This window comes from Vibrio ostreae, from assembly GCF_019226825.1.
Taxonomy (GTDB): Bacteria; Pseudomonadota; Gammaproteobacteria; order Enterobacterales; family Vibrionaceae; genus Vibrio; species Vibrio ostreae.
Genome location: NZ_CP076643.1, coordinates 3,274,856 through 3,292,561 on the forward strand (window position 1 = coordinate 3,274,856; position 17,706 = coordinate 3,292,561).

The 17,706-nt window shown below is 52.5% G+C and carries 8 protein-coding genes and 3 pseudogenes; 10 read left to right on the top strand and 1 reads right to left on the bottom strand.

The features are described from left to right. Positions 1–69 precede the first annotated feature (69 nt). The 10 genes and pseudogenes from hrpB to KNV97_RS21325 all read left to right on the top strand — a co-directional run bounded on the left by hrpB (position 70) and on the right by KNV97_RS21325 (position 16,542). Positions 70–2,532 carry an ATP-dependent helicase HrpB gene (gene hrpB, locus KNV97_RS21280; protein ID WP_218562713.1) on the top strand — a complete coding sequence of 821 codons (2,463 nt, stop codon included), beginning with the start codon at positions 70–72 and terminating at the stop codon, positions 2,530–2,532. A 49-nt stretch (positions 2,533–2,581) separates the two neighbouring features. Beyond that, positions 2,582–4,966 (top strand): annotated as a pseudogene (gene mrcB, locus KNV97_RS21285) (penicillin-binding protein 1B); the annotation flags it as partial. 54 nt (positions 4,967–5,020) lie between these two features. Then, a pseudogene (locus tag KNV97_RS21290) lies at positions 5,021–7,325 on the top strand (patatin-like phospholipase family protein). Positions 7,326–7,633: 308 nt separating this feature from the next. Then, the gene (gene acnB / locus KNV97_RS21295; protein WP_136486146.1) at positions 7,634–10,231 is read left to right on the top strand and encodes a bifunctional aconitate hydratase 2/2-methylisocitrate dehydratase; all 2,598 of its coding nucleotides are present in this window, start codon (positions 7,634–7,636) and stop codon (positions 10,229–10,231) included. A gap of 230 nt (positions 10,232–10,461) precedes the next feature. Further along, a complete protein-coding gene (locus KNV97_RS21300; protein WP_136486148.1) occupies positions 10,462–10,833 on the top strand; it encodes a YacL family protein in 372 nt (123 codons plus the stop codon). 205 nt (positions 10,834–11,038) lie between these two features. Beyond that, positions 11,039–11,377, top strand: coding sequence for a P-II family nitrogen regulator (gene glnK / locus KNV97_RS21305; RefSeq protein WP_136486150.1), 339 nt, complete (start codon positions 11,039–11,041; stop codon positions 11,375–11,377). A 26-nt stretch (positions 11,378–11,403) separates the two neighbouring features. After that, the gene (locus KNV97_RS21310; RefSeq protein ID WP_218562714.1) at positions 11,404–12,633 is read left to right on the top strand and encodes an ammonium transporter; all 1,230 of its coding nucleotides are present in this window, start codon (positions 11,404–11,406) and stop codon (positions 12,631–12,633) included. 140 nt (positions 12,634–12,773) lie between these two features. Further along, entirely contained in the window at positions 12,774–13,787 is a 1,014-nt protein-coding gene (locus tag KNV97_RS21315) for a Fe(3+) ABC transporter substrate-binding protein (protein WP_218562715.1), read from the top strand. A 100-nt stretch (positions 13,788–13,887) separates the two neighbouring features. Next, positions 13,888–15,514, top strand: a pseudogene (locus KNV97_RS21320) (ABC transporter permease). Next, positions 15,514–16,542 (top strand): ABC transporter ATP-binding protein, encoded by a 1,029-nt coding sequence (locus KNV97_RS21325; protein ID WP_218562716.1) that lies wholly within the window; start codon positions 15,514–15,516, stop codon positions 16,540–16,542. Before KNV97_RS21320 ends, KNV97_RS21325 begins: the two are co-directional and overlap by 1 nt. Before the next feature lie 101 nt (positions 16,543–16,643). Here the strand turns inward: KNV97_RS21325 and rsmC are convergent, their stop codons facing one another. Beyond that, the gene (gene rsmC, locus KNV97_RS21330; protein WP_136486160.1) at positions 16,644–17,675 is read right to left on the bottom strand and encodes a 16S rRNA (guanine(1207)-N(2))-methyltransferase RsmC; all 1,032 of its coding nucleotides are present in this window, start codon (positions 17,673–17,675) and stop codon (positions 16,644–16,646) included. Between the last annotated feature and the right edge of the window lie 31 nt (positions 17,676–17,706).

The following is a 17,706-nucleotide window of genomic DNA, read 5'->3' on the forward strand; positions in this document are numbered from 1 at the left end:
TGACTCGTTTCGCTTCCATTACTGTTTTTATGTACAATATCGGCGCCATTAAAACACAAGGATATCCTCTTGTCACAATTGCCCATCGAAGCTGTGATTCCCGAATTACTCGCCGGAGTTCAGCGCTCACCGCAGGTGATCCTCAAAGCGGCCCCCGGAGCCGGTAAGTCGACCCATTTCCCGCTCGCACTGCTTAAAGCAGGCATAGTGGCCGGCAAGATAGTCATGCTGGAGCCACGCCGTCTGGCGGCGCGTAATATTGCCCGCTATCTGGCGCAGCAACTGGGTGAAAATGTCGGAGAGACCGTGGGTTACCGGGTACGCGGTGACAGCAAAGTTGGACGTTATACCCGGCTGGAAATTGTCACTGAAGGCATTATGACCCGGATGATTCAACATGATCCCGAACTCGATGGTATCGATGCGCTGATTTTTGACGAGTTTCATGAGCGCAGTCTGCATGCCGATACTGCGCTGGCATTCAGCCTGGAAGTGCAGGCGGCGCTGCGTGACGATCTGAAAATCATCGTCATGTCGGCCACGCTGGATCAGCACGCATTGCAAAATCTGTTGCCGCAAGCCAGTTATGTGGAATCGCAAGGGCGCAGTTATCCGGTGCAGATACGTTATCAGCCGGGCACAGTTAATCAACCCTTAGTGGCGGCAATGGAGAAGCAGATCCGCACGTTAATGGCACAGGAAACGGGCTCACTGCTGGCGTTCTTGCCGGGCGCGGGCGCGATTGTACAACTGGCAAATAACCTGCGCGATCTGGCCGCTGATATTGATGTCTGTCCGCTGTATGGTCAGCTCAATTTTAGTGAGCAGCAGCAGGCAATAGCACCGGCAGTTGCCGGACGACGTAAAGTCGTGCTGGCCACCAATATTGCCGAAACCTCGCTCACCATCGAAGGCATTCGTCTGGTGCTCGACAGTGGCCTGGAGCGGCGCGCGCGTTTTGATCTCAAAACCGGTATTACCCGTCTGGAGCAGATGCGTATCGCCCAGTCTTCAGCCGAGCAGCGCGCTGGTCGTGCCGGTCGTCTCGAAGAGGGGATCTGCGTGCGCCTCTACAGTGAAGCGCAACTGAAGCAACAGCCGCAGGTACCGGTTGCGGAAATTATGCAAAGCGATCTGGCCCCTTTGGCGCTGGAGCTGGCTCAGTGGGGCGCGCAGGATGTCAGCGAATTGCAGTGGCTGGATGTTCCGCCCGCCGTGGCGCTGAGCCAGGCACGCAGCCTGCTGGCGGCACTCGATCTGATGGACAGCCGCCAGCAACTGACCGCATCGGGGAAAGAGGCGCATGCCTTGGGTGTGGAGCCTCGAATCGCGGCCATGTTGCTGGCTGCCCGCCAGCATGGTGAAGCCTGTCTGTACAGCGCATTAGCACTGGCGGCGCTGCTCGAAGAACCTGAACGTCAGGTGTTCGATGTCAGTCACAGTCTGCAGCGCTGGCAGCAGGGGCGCCATCCGCACAGCAAAGTGCTGCATCAGCGCGCGACAGCCCTGGCGTACAAACTCGATAGCGGCTTTGCACTGCGTGCGGTTAAGCCGTCTCAGCTGGCGCAAGTGGCGTGCCTGGCGTTTCCGGATCGAATCGCCCAGCAACGTGGTCAGCACGGTCAGTTCCTGCTCGCCAACGGCCACGGTGCGGTAATTGCAGACGATCAGCCTCTGGCGGGCAGTGACTATGTCATCGCTCTGGATGTGATGCGCAGCCAGCAGCAGTCAAGCCAGGTTTTCAGTGCCCTGGAGCTCGATATGACTGCGCTGCAGCAAACATTCGGCCTGCTGTTCAGCACTCAGGAGCGGGTCGACTGGGATGACAAAGCCGGACGTCTGGTGGCAGAGAAACAGCTCCGCATCGGGCAACTGGTGATTGAACGCGAGGCTTTGCCTGCCCCGGCACCGGAAAAAATGACACAAGCTTTGCTTAATTATGTCGAACGTAAAGGGCTGGCAGTATTACAGTGGGGCGAAACGACGACCGAATGGCTGACCCGGGTTCGTTGTGGCTGTGAATGGTTACCGGAAGAGGCGTGGCCGGATATGAGTGAGCAGGCGTTACTGCGTGACCTTAATCAGTGGTTAGAGCCTTATCTGAGCGGGATTCGCTCGGTTAAAGAGCTAAATAAAGTGCCAGTGCTGGACGCCTTAAAAGCTCGTTTAGGCTGGCCCTTGCACCAGCAGCTGGATGAATGGCTGCCGGTCGAGCACCGCTTGCCCACCGGTTCGAGCAAAAAGATCCGCTATCAGGTCGGGATGGACCCGGTCTTGTCGGTGCGCATGCAGGAAGTGTTTGGCGAGCAGAGTACGCCACTGGTCGCCAAAGGCCGCAAGGCCATCGTGATGGAACTGCTGTCTCCGGCTCAGCGCCCGCTGCAGGTCACCCGTGATTTGGCAGGCTTCTGGCGTGGGGCATATAAAGAAGTGCAGAAAGAGATGAAAGGGCGTTATCCCAAACATGTGTGGCCTGATGACCCGGCTAACCACACCGCGACGACCAAAACCAAGCGACAACTGAATTCATGAGTAGAAAAAGCGATACCTCAAAGGCGAAAGCCGCACAAATCAGGCGGCGAAAAGTGATGCTTCTAAAAGCAATGCTTCTAAAAGCAATGCATCTAAAAGTCGTGCGCCGAAAAAGCGTGCGGCGCGTAAACCCAGCGCAGGCAAAGCGTCTAATGGTGGCAAAAAACCGGGCAAGCCTTCGTGGAAGCGGCGTTTGTGGAGTCTGAGCTGGAAAGCGGGACTGGCTCTGGCCGCCGTTTTGCTGTTCACCGGGATCTATCTCGACAGCATGATCAAACAGCGTTTTGAAGGCCAGTTGTTCGAACTGCCGACCGTGGTGTACGCGCGCATTCTGACCCTGGAGCCGGGCAGTGAAATCAGCATTGCCGAAATGCGCAATGAACTGGACGTGCTGAATTATCGCAAAGTGAGTCAGCCGCGTTATCCGGGCGAGTATTCTGCGTCATCGACCCGGATCGAAATGATCCGCCGTCCGTTTGAATTTGCTGACGGTCCTGAGCCGGACCGGCATGTAATGCTGTTTTTTGACGGTAACCAACTGACCCGGATTCAGTCGCTGGAGAAAAGAGGCGATCTGGGTTACCTGCGGATTGAACCGAAAATGCTCGGCATGCTGGAAAAGAACACCGCAGAGCAGCGCTTGTTCCTGCGTCGCGAGCAGTTTCCTGAGGTAATGATTGATGCTCTGCTGACCACAGAAGATCGCAACTTTTATCAGCATGATGGGGTGTCGCCGATGGCGATTGCCCGCGCTATGCTGGCTAACCTTAAAGCTGGCCGCACTGTCCAGGGCGGCAGTACCCTGACTCAGCAGCTGGCCAAAAACATCTTCCTGTCGAGCGATCGTACGCTGTGGCGCAAGCTGCGCGAAGCCTATATGGCGCTGATCATTGATTATCGTTACAGCAAAGACCGAATCCTCGAAGCTTACCTCAATGAAGTGTATCTCGGCCAGAACGGCAACGAAGCGGTGCATGGTTTTGGTCTGGCATCGCGCCTGTACTTTGGTCAGCCGCTGCAAGAGCTGCGGCTTGACCAACTGGCGCTGCTGGTGGGCATGGTGAAAGGCCCGTCGTACTACAATCCGATGCGTTACCCTGAGCGGGCCAAAGAGCGCCGCGATCTGGTGCTTAAGCTCTTAATGGATCAGGACTTGCTCAACGCCAAGCAGTACGAGCAGGCAGTGAGTCGGCCGCTGGATGTGCAAAAGCATGCCCGTATTGCCAGCCGTCAGCCGGCTTATTTCCAACAGTTGTCGATTGAGCTGAAAGACAAGCTGGGTGATGTGTTTAAGTCGGATACCGGTTTACGGGTATTTACCTCACTGGATCCTGTGTCGCAGGATAAGCTCGAAGCGGCGGTGGAAAATCAGGTGCCGATTCTCGCCAAGCGCGCAGGGAAAGAGCTGGAAGCCGCCGCAATTGCTGTGGATCGTCACAGTGGTGAAATTCGTGCCATGGTTGGCGGAAGACGCACCGGTTATGACGGTTTTAATCGCGCGCTGAACGCCAGCCGCCCGATTGGTTCGCTGGTTAAGCCGGCGGTGTACATGACGGCCCTCGAACAACCGGAAAAATATTCTCTTGCGACCACTTTGCTCGATAAACCGATTACTTTGCAGGGCAGTGAAGGTACCACCTGGTCGCCGCGCAATTTTGATCGTCAGTATCGCGGTGAAGTGCCGCTCTATCTGGCGCTGGCCAAGTCACTCAATGTGCCGACAGTCAGGCTGGGTATGCAACTGGGTATCGACAACGTGTCGCAGACCCTGACCAAGCTGGGCGTGAACCGCGATGAAATTCGTCCGGTGCCATCGATGTTGCTCGGATCATTTTCCCTGACACCGTTCCAGGTCGCGCAGATGTACCAGACCGTGACCAACTCAGGTAAAAAAGCCAGGCTGTCGGCACTGCGTTCCGTGCTCGATCTACAGGGTAATGTGCTGTACCAGTCGATTCCGTCGGTGTCACAAGCGGTGGATCAGCAGGCGGCGTGGCTGACAACTTATGCGATGAAGCGCGGTGTGCTGGAAGGGACCGGACGTTATCTCAACAGCCAGTTTGGCTGGGCGGCACTGGCCGGTAAAACTGGCACCAGCAGTGACAGCCGCGATAGCTGGTTTGTCGGCGTAGACGGGCGTGAAGTGACCACTATCTGGCTGGGACGTGATGACAACAAACCAACCCAGCTGACCGGCGCGAGCGGGGCGCTGCGGGTGTATGCCGATTACCTGCGTTACCGTATTCCGCAGCAGTTGATACTGCCTTGGCCACAACAGATTGCGACCGTTGGTTTTGCCGCCAACGGTGACGGCGGTTTGCAGCTTGATTGTGATAACGACAATAAGCTGCCGGTTTGGGATGTGGCAGGGGAGTGGAAGAAGCAGTGTGAAAACCGCCCGGCCCAATGGCTGAAAAAACTCTTTCAGTGGTGATGCCACGCCGCTATAGTGTTTCGATTATCGGCACTTAGGACTTAAGGACACTGTGTGATTCGTTGCCTGCTCAGTATTGTTATTATTCATCTGCTCTGGCCCGGCACGAGTTTGGCACAAGCGCAAGACTCAAAAGCCATCGTTGAGCTGGGACATCCCCGGCCCAAGGTCGCTCTGGTGCTGGCCGGAGGCGGTGCCAAAGGTGCTGCTCATATGGGGGGTGCTGAAAGCGCTGGAAGAGCTGAAGGTTCCGGTAGATATCGTGCTTGGCACCAGCATGGGGGCTTATGTCGCTGGCCTTTATTCGACCGGTATGAGTGCCGATGAAGTCGAAAGTGTGATTTACAATGTCGACTGGAGCCAGGGCTACCGTGATCGGGTTAGCCGTAGTCAGCGCCGGGTGCGTGATAAAGAGTATGAAGACCGTTATCAGTTGACCACAGATCTCGGGGTCGGCGCCGATGGGGTGCGAGCGCCGCGTGGCGTGGTGCAGGGCCAGAATATGCTGCGCATTCTACGTGAAACTTCAGGTAACCTGCCGCCGTTTGACTCATTTGACGATCTGCCGGTACCGTTTCGGGCTGTCGCCACCGATATCATTAAACTGGATCAGGTAGTGCTGGATAAAGGTTATCTGGTCGATGCCATGATGGCCAGTATGTCGGTACCGGGCGCATTGCCGCCATACCAGATTGACGGCCGTCTGCTGGTCGATGGTGGCGTGACCAACAATATGCCGGTCGATGTGGCGCGTGCCATGGGGGCGGATGTGGTGATCGCGGTCGATATCAGCACCGATTACAAAAATGAAGAAGCTTTTACTACTTTCCTGACTGTGGCCGATCAGCTGTCTAACTATCTGGTCCGCCGCAGTACCGAACTTCAGGCGGAGACGCTCAGTGGTGACGATGTGCTGCTGCGCCCCCAGGTTGGTCTGATGGAAACGACCGACTTTGATAAAATGCCGCAGGCGTTTGCTAAAGGTTATCAGGCTGCAATGGAAAGCCGCGCACTGCTGGAAAAACTCGCGCTGTCGAGTGCCGATTACCAGCATTATATCGACCATAAAGAAGAGCGGCGTCGCGGTCTGACTTATGGTGATGAAATTAAAGTCGATAACATCATTATTAATAACTTCTCCCATTACTCGGACCAGATGCTGAAAAAACGGCTTGATTTGCCTCCTGGTGAGGTGCTGTCGAGCGAGCAGATTGAAGCCGGGGTACAAAACCTCTACGCACTGGATCGCTTTAAACTGATCCGTTACCAGTACGAAGAGCAGAACGGGGCTAATAATCTGGTCATTGATGTCAATGAGAAGCCCTGGGGGCCGAATTATCTTAATTTCCGTTTCTTTCTCGAAGATGATTTTAATACCGAGAGCCAGTACTCCGTTGGTGCTTCACTCAACTTCACCGATATCAGTGCCAACGGCGCTGAACTGGCGCTGAACTTTGATATCGGTACCGATAAGCTGGTCGAGGCTGAACTTTACTCGCCGTTATGGTCTGATCAGAAAGTGTTTGCGACCGCCAAAGTCCGTCTCACCGATGAACGGCGCAGTATGCCGGTGACCGGCTTTGACGACACCACACTGTCGGCAAGTCGTAACTTTCTGCCGGTCGATTATGAAGCCGTGATGGGTGAGCTGGGTATCGGCTATCAGGATACCTTGTGGCGCGGATTTAAAATCGGCGGGCGCTATACCGAAGGGTCAGCGAACTATTCTACCTTGCCGGATTATGCCGATATGGATTTTACCCGTCAGGGGGTGTTTTTTAACTATCGAGTTGATTCACTGGATGATTTCAGTCTGCCACGCGACGGTTTTTACATTAATCTGGAATATCTGATTTCCCATGATGATCTGAGTGCCAACGACATCGGCGTGGTTACCGATTCCTCGGATACCGTGTATGAGCTGAGCGCCAAAATGATCGCGGCGCACAGTTTTGATCGTCATACTTTGGTCGGCAACATAGATTATGGCGAAGTGCGCAGTAAAAACTCCTCAACTCCGATTGAACCGAAAAGCATTGGTGGCTTTCTCAATTTGTCCGGGATCGGGCGTAATAGTCTGATTGGTCAGAATAAAGCTTATGCCAATCTGGTTTATCGCTATCGTTGGTTCGACAACGATTTTGGCCTGTTTACCTCGCCGGTTTATCTTGGCGCTTCAATTGAATACGGTGGTGTCTGGTCGGATCCGGACATCGACATCGGAAATGCCCCTTTATATGCGGCAAGTTCACTATTTGCTGGAGTTGATTCTCCTATCGGCCCGATAATGTTCGGTTATGGGCGAACAGAGCAGAATTTTGATTCACTGTACCTGATTCTGGGTACTACATTTAAGTAACAATCGGTGGTGCGGGTGTGTGACTTCTACCCGCTGTGCTGTATTATTGCTAACCGGGCGCAGGGATTGCGGCAATGAACGTCAGCGTTTTGGCTAGGACTTTAGTCGTAAGTTGCTATGTTGGTCAAAATGATGAGATTTTAATTTATCGTTAATTTTGCTATCCTATCGCCCACAGTTTGGCCTCCTAGGGCGCTGTTTCTCAGTCAAATTTGAATGAAAACATGGGCAACGGAGAGCCAAGTTTCCAAGGATGTTCACTCACCTTTCAATAATAATTGGGTGAACCGCAATGAGAGGAAAAAGTCGTGCTTGAAGCCTACCGTAAACACGTCGAAGAGCGTGCTGCTGAAGGAGTTGTACCTAAACCCCTAGACGCTGAGCAAGTCGCTGGACTTGTTGAACTGCTAAAAAATCCGCCGCAGGGAGAAGAAGAGTTCATTCTTGATCTGCTGGAAAACCGAATTCCTCCAGGCGTTGATGAAGCAGCTTATGTCAAAGCGGGTTTCCTGACAGCAATCACTAAAGGCGAAGTATCATCTCCACTGGTTAGTCGTGAAAAAGCCGCTACCCTGCTGGGCACCATGCAAGGTGGTTACAACATCGAACCTCTGGTGTCTCTGCTTGATGACGCCGAGTTGGCACCTATCTCTGCAAAAGCGCTGTCTCAAACTCTGCTGATGTTCGACGCATTCTACGATGTCGAAGAAAAAGCCAAAGCAGGTAATGCTTATGCTAAACAGGTGATGGAATCCTGGGCGGAAGCCGAATGGTTCCTGAAAAAACCTAAGCTGGCAGAAAAAATCACTCTGACTGTATTCAAAGTCACCGGTGAAACCAACACTGACGACCTGTCTCCGGCACCGGATGCCTGGTCTCGTCCTGATATCCCGGTCCACGCTCTGGCGATGCTGAAAAACGAACGCGATGGCATCCAGCCTGATGAGCCGGGCAAAGTGGGTCCGATTAAACAGATTGAAGCGCTGAAAGAGAAAGGCCATCAACTGGTTTATGTGGGCGACGTTGTCGGTACCGGTTCTTCCCGTAAGTCCGCTACTAACTCTGTGCTGTGGTTCATGGGGGATGATATCCCGAATGTACCAAACAAACGCGCGGGTGGTTTTGTGCTGGGCGGTAAGATCGCGCCAATCTTCTACAACACGATGGAAGATGCCGGTGCGCTGCCGATTGAACTGGACGTCGCAAAACTGAACATGGGCGATGTCATCGATGTTTACCCATATGAAGGTAAAGTGTGTGCACACGGCAGCGATGAAGTCCTGTCGACCTTCAAACTGAAAACTGACGTGCTGCTGGACGAAGTTCGTGCCGGCGGTCGTATTCCGCTGATCATCGGCCGTGGCCTGACTGACAAAGCTCGTCAGTCGCTGGGTCTTGAATCAAGCGATGTATTCTCGAAACCAGTACCGGTTGCCGATTCAGGTAAAGGCTTTACGCTGGCACAGAAAATGGTCGGTAAAGCGTGTGGCGTGGAAGGCATCCGCCCTGGTACTTACTGTGAACCTAAGATGACTACTGTCGGTTCTCAGGATACCACTGGTCCTATGACGCGTGATGAACTGAAAGATCTGGCGTGTCTGGGCTTCTCCGCAGATTTGGTGATGCAGTCTTTCTGCCACACCTCTGCGTATCCGAAACCGGTTGACGTTCAGACGCACCACACTCTGCCAGATTTCATCATGAACCGTGGCGGTGTATCACTGCGCCCTGGCGACGGTATCATCCACTCATGGCTGAACCGCATGCTGCTGCCTGATACTGTGGGTACCGGTGGTGACTCGCACACCCGTTTCCCTCTGGGTATCTCTTTCCCGGCAGGTTCTGGCCTGGTCGCTTTCGCGGCGGCAACCGGTGTGATGCCACTGGATATGCCAGAGTCAGTCCTGGTGCGTTTTAAAGGTAAGATGAAACCAGGTATCACACTGCGTGATCTGGTCCATGCTATTCCTTACTACGGTATCAAACAGGGTCTGCTGACAGTAGAAAAAGCCGGTAAGATCAACGAATTCTCTGGTCGTGTTCTGGAGATCGAAGGTCTTGAGCACCTGACGGTTGAACAGGCATTCGAACTGTCGGATGCATCGGCAGAACGTTCTGCTGCGGGTTGTACTGTGAAACTGTCGCCAGAGTCTATCTCTGAGTACCTGCAATCCAACATCACCATGCTGAAATGGATGATATCGGAAGGCTATGGCAATCGCCGTACCATCGAGCGCCGCATTAAGTCGATGCAAGAGTGGCTGGAGAAGCCTGAACTAATGGAAGCAGATAAAGATGCTGACTACGCACACGTGATCGAAATCGATCTGGCGGAAATCGATCAGCCGATCCTTTGTGCGCCAAACGATCCGGATGATGCACGCCTGCTGTCTGATGTTCAGGGTACGGCAATCGATGAAGTGTTCATCGGTTCTTGTATGACCAACATCGGTCACTTCCGTGCTGCAGGTAAACTGCTGGATAAATACAACGGTCAGCTTGAAACCCGTCTGTGGGTGGCTCCGCCAACCAAGATGGATAAAGATCAACTGATTGAAGAAGGTTACTATGGTATCTTCGGCCGCGCTGGGGTACGCATCGAAACTCCGGGATGTTCACTGTGTATGGGTAACCAGGCTCGCGTGGCAGATAAATCGACCGTCATGTCAACGTCTACCCGTAACTTCCCGAACCGTCTTGGTAACGGCGCGAATGTATTCCTGGCCTCGGCTGAACTGTCAGCGGTCGGTGCAATTCTGGGCCGCATTCCGACGAAGGAAGAGTACCTGCAGTATGCTGAGCAGATTGATGCGACGGCTGCCGATACTTACCGTTACCTGAACTTCCACCTGATGAGTGATTACACCCAGAAGGCGGATACGGTGATTTTCCAGGAACCGGCATAATGCTTCAGGCGTGACCTGATGGCATGACGAAAGCCGCTGCTCTGCAGCGGCTTTTTGTTATTTGCTTAAAAACATAAGCGGCTCCAAACACAAGCTGTTCGCGCTACCGGCTGAGAGGAAAGCTATATGCCACCGATCACTTACCAGGCGATTTTGGTGCGATATTGTGACTCGTCACTGCCGGGAACAGACGTTATACTGCCGCCATTGATTGCCAGGCATGAATCACGATGGAATTCGAATTTACTAAAAACACTATGTTAGGTGAGTATTACGTCACCTGCAGTATGGAGCATCAAATTGTGGCCCGTTGGCTGCAGGAAGAGATTAGTCAGGATCGCACAAAAATCGAGCAAGTGTTGCATTTGGTGAAGCAGGCGCACCAATTTCCAGCACAGGAGTGGCAATGGGCGGGTAAAGAGATCTCACTGAGCCTGCTTGGTGCTGAAGTGACGGTACAGGATAATGCCTTGTCCTATGGGCATGATATTGAGTTAGAAAGTGAATTCGAATTGTATGAAAGCGAGAGTGTCGCTCAGTGTGGTCTGGAAGATTTTGAGTCTCTGCTGATGCAATGGCAGGCATTTTTAGGCGGATATTAAGTTTACCGCCTTAACAGAGTGCACTTTGTTGGTGAATGGCGAACATTTCGCCTTATTTTGGGAAAGGGTTGCACCTAAACAGTGCAACCCTTTGTTGTTTTTGAAGCGAAATCTCACTATGTCATTGTAATTAAAGGTATTAAAAAGTTGGCACGTACCTTGGATTGTAGATATGTAAATGGACAACAGCTTCAGAGAGGACGCGATGAAACTCATTAACGCAATCATCAAACCATTTAAACTTGACGATGTACGTGAAGCCCTGGCTGATGTGGGCATCGAAGGGATGACCGTATCAGAAGTCAAAGGTTTTGGTCGCCAGAAAGGCCATACCGAGCTTTACCGTGGTGCGGAATACCAGGTAGATTTCCTGCCTAAGGTAAAAATCGAAATTGCTACACAAGCGGATAACGTTGATCGTGTTCTGGAAGCGATTATCAAAGCGGCACATACCGGTAAAATCGGTGACGGCAAAATTTTTGTTTATGACTTAAGCCACGCAGTTCGTATTCGTACCGGCGAAGCGGACGCGGAAGCACTTTAAGATTCAAAGGACTGGAGACGACTACTATGGAACTGTCGCTTACTGTAACGGAATTACGTTACGCACTGGATACATTCTTTTTCTTAATCTCGGGCGCACTGGTTATGTGGATGGCAGCGGGCTTTGCCATGCTGGAAGCTGGCCTGGTACGTTCGAAAAATACCACTGAAATTCTGACTAAAAACTTTGTTCTGTACGCAATTGCGTGCACCATGTACCTGATTGTCGGCTACAACATTATGTACGTTGATAATGCTGAAGCCGGTTGGCTGCCATCGTTCGGCGCTCTGATCGGCACTCAGGGTGAAGGTGCAGACCACTCTCTAGAGTCAGACTTCTTCTTTCAGGTAGTATTCGTTGCAACAGCGATGTCTGTCGTGTCGGGTGCGGTGGCTGAGCGTATGAAACTGTGGTCATTCCTGATTTTCTCTGTCATTCTGACGGCGTTCATCTACCCGATGGAAGGTTACTGGACTTGGGGCGGTGGCTTCCTGTCTGCAGCAGGTTTCAGCGACTTCGCAGGCTCTGGTATCGTACACATGGCCGGTGCGTCAGCCGCTTTGGCCGGTGTTCTTCTGCTGGGTGCCCGTAAAGGTAAATACGGTAAAAACGGTGAAATTTACCCGATTCCAGGTTCAAACATGCCGCTGGCAACCCTGGGTACCTTCATCTTGTGGTTAGGCTGGTTTGGTTTCAACGGCGGTTCTCAGCTGATGGTGTCTGACTTTGAAAACGCAACCGCGGTAGGCCAAATCTTCCTGAACACCAACGCAGCCGCCGCTGCAGGTGCAATTGCCGCACTGCTGGTATGTAAAACCACTTGGGGTAAAGCTGACCTGACTATGGTTCTGAACGGTGCGCTGGCTGGTCTGGTGGCTATCACGGCTGACCCGCTGTCACCATCTCCGCTGTACGCAGTGGCTATCGGTGTGGTTGCCGGTGCGCTGGTTGTGTTCAGCATCATTGCGCTGGATAAACTGAAGATCGATGATCCAGTGGGTGCGATTTCGGTACACGGCGTATGTGGTTTCTTTGGTCTGATGGTTGTGCCACTGAGCAACGGTGATGCTACATTCGGTGCACAGCTGATGGGTGCAGCAGTTATCTTTGCCTGGGTATTTGCAGCTAGCCTGATTGTCTGGGGTATCCTGAAAGCGACCGTTGGTATCCGTGTCTCTGAAGAAGAAGAGATGGAAGGTATGGACATGCACGACTGTGGCGTAGAATCTTACCCAGAATTCGTGACGGTTAAGTAATAACTCGTTACAAAAGCCTTTTATAAAACCTGCCACATGTGGCAGGTTTTTTATTTTTCATGATTGTTTTATTAATAGTCGTCAATATAATGATTGCAATTGATAAGTCTTATCATTAGCACTCTTAAAGGATTTAACACATGAAAAAACTGCTAACGCTTTCAGCGCTTGCAAGCAGCATGCTGGCACCAGCGGCCATAGCTGCAGAGGAAGTGAATGTTTACTCTTACCGTCAGCCTTTTCTGATTGACCCGATGTTTAAAGAGTTCACTGATGAGACTGGCATCAAGGTGAACGTCAAATTTGCCAAAGAAGGCATTGCCGAGAAACTGGCGCAGGAAGGCGAATACAGCCCGGCCGATTTGGTGCTCACCTCTGAGTTTAGCCGCCTGTTTGAACTGGCAGATAAAGGTCTGACCCAGCCGGTAGACAGTGCCGTGATTGACAGCAATATTCCGGCTCAGTACCGCGATAGTAAGGATGAATGGTTTGCGCTGACTATCCGTACACGCAGTGTTTACTCTTCGCGTGATCGTGTGGGTAAACTGAGTGATGATTTCGATTACCTTGATCTGGCTAAGCCAGAGTACAAAGGTAAAATCTGTACCCGTAGCGGTAAGCACCCCTACAACATTGCTCTGGTTGCCGCCATGATTGCCAACCACGGCGAAGCTGAAACCAAAACCTGGCTGCAGGGCGTAAAAGCTAACCTGGCACGTAAGCCGCAAGGTAACGACCGTGATCAGGTTCGTGCTATCAAAGAAGGTTTATGTGATCTGTCGCTGGGTAACAGCTACTATCTGGGAAAAATGCTGACGGATAAAGAGCAGAAGAGCTGGGCGGAATCAGTTTACATTAACTTCCCGGGTCAGAAGGTGCAGGGCACCCATGTGAACGTCAGTGGTATGGCGATGGCGAAATACGCGCCAAATCGTGATAATGCTTTGAAGTTGATGGAGTTTCTCACCGGCGACAAAGCACAGCACATGTATGCCGATGTAAACTTCGAATATCCGGTTAAACCTGGGGTTGCACGCTCTGAACTGGTGGCATCCTGGGGTGAGTTTAAGTCAGATTCGCTACCATTGGAAAAAATTGCCGACAATCATGAAGCGGCCATCAAGCTGATTGACGAAGTCAAATTTGACCTTTAATCAAATCCAAGGGTATAACTATACCCTTGATTTATGAAAGGGATATGAGATGTATTTGCCATCGCATCTATGCCTCAGCCTGCCTTATAGCTGTTAGGCAATGAAAGAAAAACACCTCATATGGAAAACCAGCAGCGTGGTTCTGGCCACGCTGCTGGTTTTGCCGATCTTAGCGATTTTTTATACCGCCGTTGGTGATACCGACGATGTGTTCCGTCATCTGCTCACCACAGTGATGCCAACCTATGTGTACAACACGGTTGTGCTGGCTGTGAGCGTGATGGCACTGACTCTGGTGTTTGGTGTGCCCAGCGCCTGGCTGATGGCGATGTGCCGGCTGCCGGGAGAAAAAGTTCTGCAGTGGGCCTTGGTTCTGCCACTGGCGATTCCTGGTTATATCGTCGGTTATATCTTTACCGGCTGGTTTGACTACGCCGGCCCGATTCAGGTCTGGCTGCGAGCGCAGACCGGCTGGCTGCCCGGCGAATACTGGTTTCCGGATATTCGCAGTCTGACCGGGGCCAGTCTGGTACTGGCGCTGGTGCTCTACCCTTATGTTTACCTGCTGTGCCGCACCGCATTTATGGAGCAGAATGTTTCCTTGTTACAGTCGGCACGCTTGCTGAAATGCTCGGCATGGGAGAGTTTTTGCCGTATTTCACTGCCCTTGGTACGCCCCTCGGTGGCGGTCGCCTTATCGCTGGTGGCGATGGAAACCGTCGGCGATTTTGGTACCGTCAGTTACTTTGCCGTTAATACCCTGACTACCGCGGTGTACGATACCTGGCTCAACTATTCCAGCCTGACCGCGGCAGCTAAGATTTCAGCCATTATGCTGATGATCGTAGTGCTGTTACTCAGCGCTGAGCGCTACAGCCGGCGCAAACAAAAGCTGTTCCAGAATCAGTTCAACAGTCATGAAGATTTTCGCTATCCGCTCAGCGGCTGGAAAAAATGGGCGGCGCTGCTGTGGTGCTGGGGGGCTGGTGTGTGTCGCGTTTATTTTCCCGCTGCTGCAACTGCTCAGCTACGCTTACACCTATTTTGCCGTCAGCTGGAGTGAGCAGTTCCGAGAATATGCCCTTAATAGCCTCCAGGTTTCACTCAGTGCTGCCGTGCTCGGTGTCCTGGTAGCGATGACGGTCTGCTTTTATATGCGTCTCAAACAGAATCGTTTCAGCGTGGCGCTAATGCGTCTCTCGTCTCTGGGCTATGCCGTCCCCGGTACGGTGCTGGCAATAGGCATTATGGTACCGGTGCTGACCATGGATCACGTCGTCAATGATGTAGCGAAAGCACTGCAGTGGGGCAGGCCGGGGCTGGTTTTCTCCGGCACCATGTTTGCGATTATTTTTGCTCTGGTGGTACGCTTTTCTGCCGTCGCTATCGGCAGTATCGAAAGTAGCCTGAATAAGATTTCCCCGTCTCTGGATATGGCCGCGCGTACCATGGGGTGTCAGCCCAACTGTATGCTGTGGCGCATCCATGTCCCGCTGGTGCGGCGTGGCGCGCTGATTGCCGCTTTGCTGGTGTTTATCGAATCAATGAAAGAACTCAACGCTGCTTTACTGCTGCGTCCGTTCAACTTCGAAACTCTGGCGACCTATGTGTATAATTATGCGTCTGATGAGCACCTTGAACTAGCCGCATTACCGGCGGTATTGCTGGTTGTGGTCGGTCTTGTTCCCCTTGTTGTTGTTAACCGTTCCCTGGAGCAAAGTCACTGATGAGCTGCGCATTATCGATTCAGAATCTGACCTGTCAGTATGAGACACAGACCGTACTGGAATCACTCTCGCTTGAGGTGGAACACGGTGAAATCGTCTGTCTGCTTGGAGCCAGCGGATGTGGTAAAACGACCTTGCTCAAGGCCATCGCCGGTTTATTGCCACTCGCTTCCGGAGTGATGAGCCTCAATGGCCTGACCATTGATGACGGGCAGCTATGGTTGCCGCCGGAGCAGCGTAATATTGGTATGATCTTTCAGGATTACGCCCTGTTTCCCCATCTGACTGTGGCGGAAAACGTGGCGTTCGGATTACGTGATTTATCGCTCGTGCAGCGCCAGAGCAAGGTAACTGAAATGCTGGATCTGGTTCATCTCAGCGGCTTGAGCGATCGTTATCCGCATCAGTTATCGGGTGGTCAGCAGCAGCGGGTGGCGATTGCCCGCTCGCTCGCTTATAAGCCGGATCTGCTGTTACTTGATGAGCCGTTTTCGAATATCGATACTCAGGTGCGCCACGATCTGATTGCCGAGATCCGTAAGATCTTTAAAAAGCAGGGGGTGACCGCGATTTTTGTCACTCACTCACGGGAAGAGGCTTTTGCCTTTGCCGATAAAATGGCGGTGATGCAACACGGAGTGATCGAGCAGTACGGCACCGCATCGCAACTTTATTTTCATCCATCGAGCAAATTCGTGGCCGATTTTCTCGGCGGCGGCAGTTACCTGCCAGCGACACGTGTCAGTGACAGCCAGTATCAGACCGAATTCGGCGTGCTGGAAGCGACAGCGCAACAGATGATTAACCATGGCGGGCAATGTGAATTGTTGCTGCGCCCGCAGCAAATCCGTATTCACAGCGATGCGGGGAGTCAGGTGACGGTACTGGAGCAGCAGTTTATGGGCGATCACTGCCGCTATGTGATTGAAACCCAGGGCGCTAAATTATTGGCGACGTCATCGCAGGCAATTCAGATCGGCGAGAAAGTCGCGGTCAGTATTGATACCCAGGGGGTACTGGCGTTCTGAGTGACTTATGTCAATTTTTGAATCGTTGCGAATAAAAACGGCAAACCTTGGTTTGCCGTTTTTATTGCTGTGAGAGGGATGGCTGAGCAGCCATATTCACCTCAGGCGCGAGATTTTTTTGCTTGGTAAATTGTGAACTTATTGGTTTTATTCACGGTTTCACACTGACCGAATGCCTGTTCGATGATGGGCGGGTATTTGAGGAAGCTATTGGCCACCACCAACAGTTCACCGCGGTTTTTCAGATGGGCGGGCGCTTTAGCCAGCAGCGTTTCGGTCGCACTGTAACTGGTATCCAGCCCGGAGTGGAAGGGCGGATTGGTGACGATAAAATCGTAGTCGCGCGCGCTGTCTGAATAAACGTCAGAAGCGAATACCCGGCCAGACAGATGATTGGCGGCCAGGGTTGCCTGGCTGGAACGAATCGCCAAAGCGCTGATGTCACACATCTCCAGTTCAATCCCCGGATTGAGGGTTGCCATCACGCTGCCCAGGACCCCGGCGCCGCAACCAAAATCGAGCACTTTGCCACGCAGTGGCGGCAGGCTGTCGAGCAGCAGACGGCTGCCGATATCAAACTCACCGTGACTGAATACGCCAGGCAGGCTGCGAATGGTCAGGCTGTGCTGCTGATATTCAACCTGATAGGATTTAAACCACTGCTCAAGCGTAAATGGTGCCGGTTGCTCAGTGCACTGGCCCCAGTAAAACGAGCAGCGCCGCGCTGAATCATACTTATTGATCGGGCCATAAGCGGCGAACATTTTCTCTATGCTTTTGACCCCGGAACGGTTTTCACCCACCACGACAATTTCGGTCCCGGTGCCAAATTTCGCCATCAGCATCGCCAGCAGATATTCTGCTTCCTGTTTGGCTTTTGGCCAATAGAGCAGGATCATATCCGCCACCAGGTTGTCAGTCAGTTCGGCACCAAAGTAGCTGGTTACGCCCTGATGCTGTTGCAGTTGACGGTGAAACCCATAATGGGTGGTGAATACCGCCACTGACTCACAATGTTTGGCCAGTTGGAGCGGAAACAGATCTTCGGCTTCTCCGGCCACCAGCACCTTTTTACCGGCAAAATAGGCCAGTTGGCGTTCGGCTATCTGACTGGGAGCGGTGTAATTGGACATAACAGACTCGATACAAATTAGGGGGGCAGAT

Excerpts from the sequence above, each read along its gene's own strand:
- KNV97_RS21310 (WP_218562714.1), top strand. The coding sequence starts at position 11,404 with ATGGAACTGTCGCTTACTGTAACGGAATTACGTTACGCACTGGATACA.
- KNV97_RS21300 (WP_136486148.1), top strand. The coding sequence starts at position 10,462 with ATGGAATTCGAATTTACTAAAAACACTATGTTAGGTGAGTATTACGTC.
- KNV97_RS21325 (WP_218562716.1), top strand. The coding sequence starts at position 15,514 with ATGAGCTGCGCATTATCGATTCAGAATCTGACCTGTCAGTATGAGACA.
- rsmC (WP_136486160.1), bottom strand. The coding sequence starts at position 17,675 with ATGTCCAATTACACCGCTCCCAGTCAGATAGCCGAACGCCAACTGGCC.
- glnK (WP_136486150.1), top strand. The coding sequence starts at position 11,039 with ATGAAACTCATTAACGCAATCATCAAACCATTTAAACTTGACGATGTA.
- KNV97_RS21315 (WP_218562715.1), top strand. The coding sequence starts at position 12,774 with ATGAAAAAACTGCTAACGCTTTCAGCGCTTGCAAGCAGCATGCTGGCA.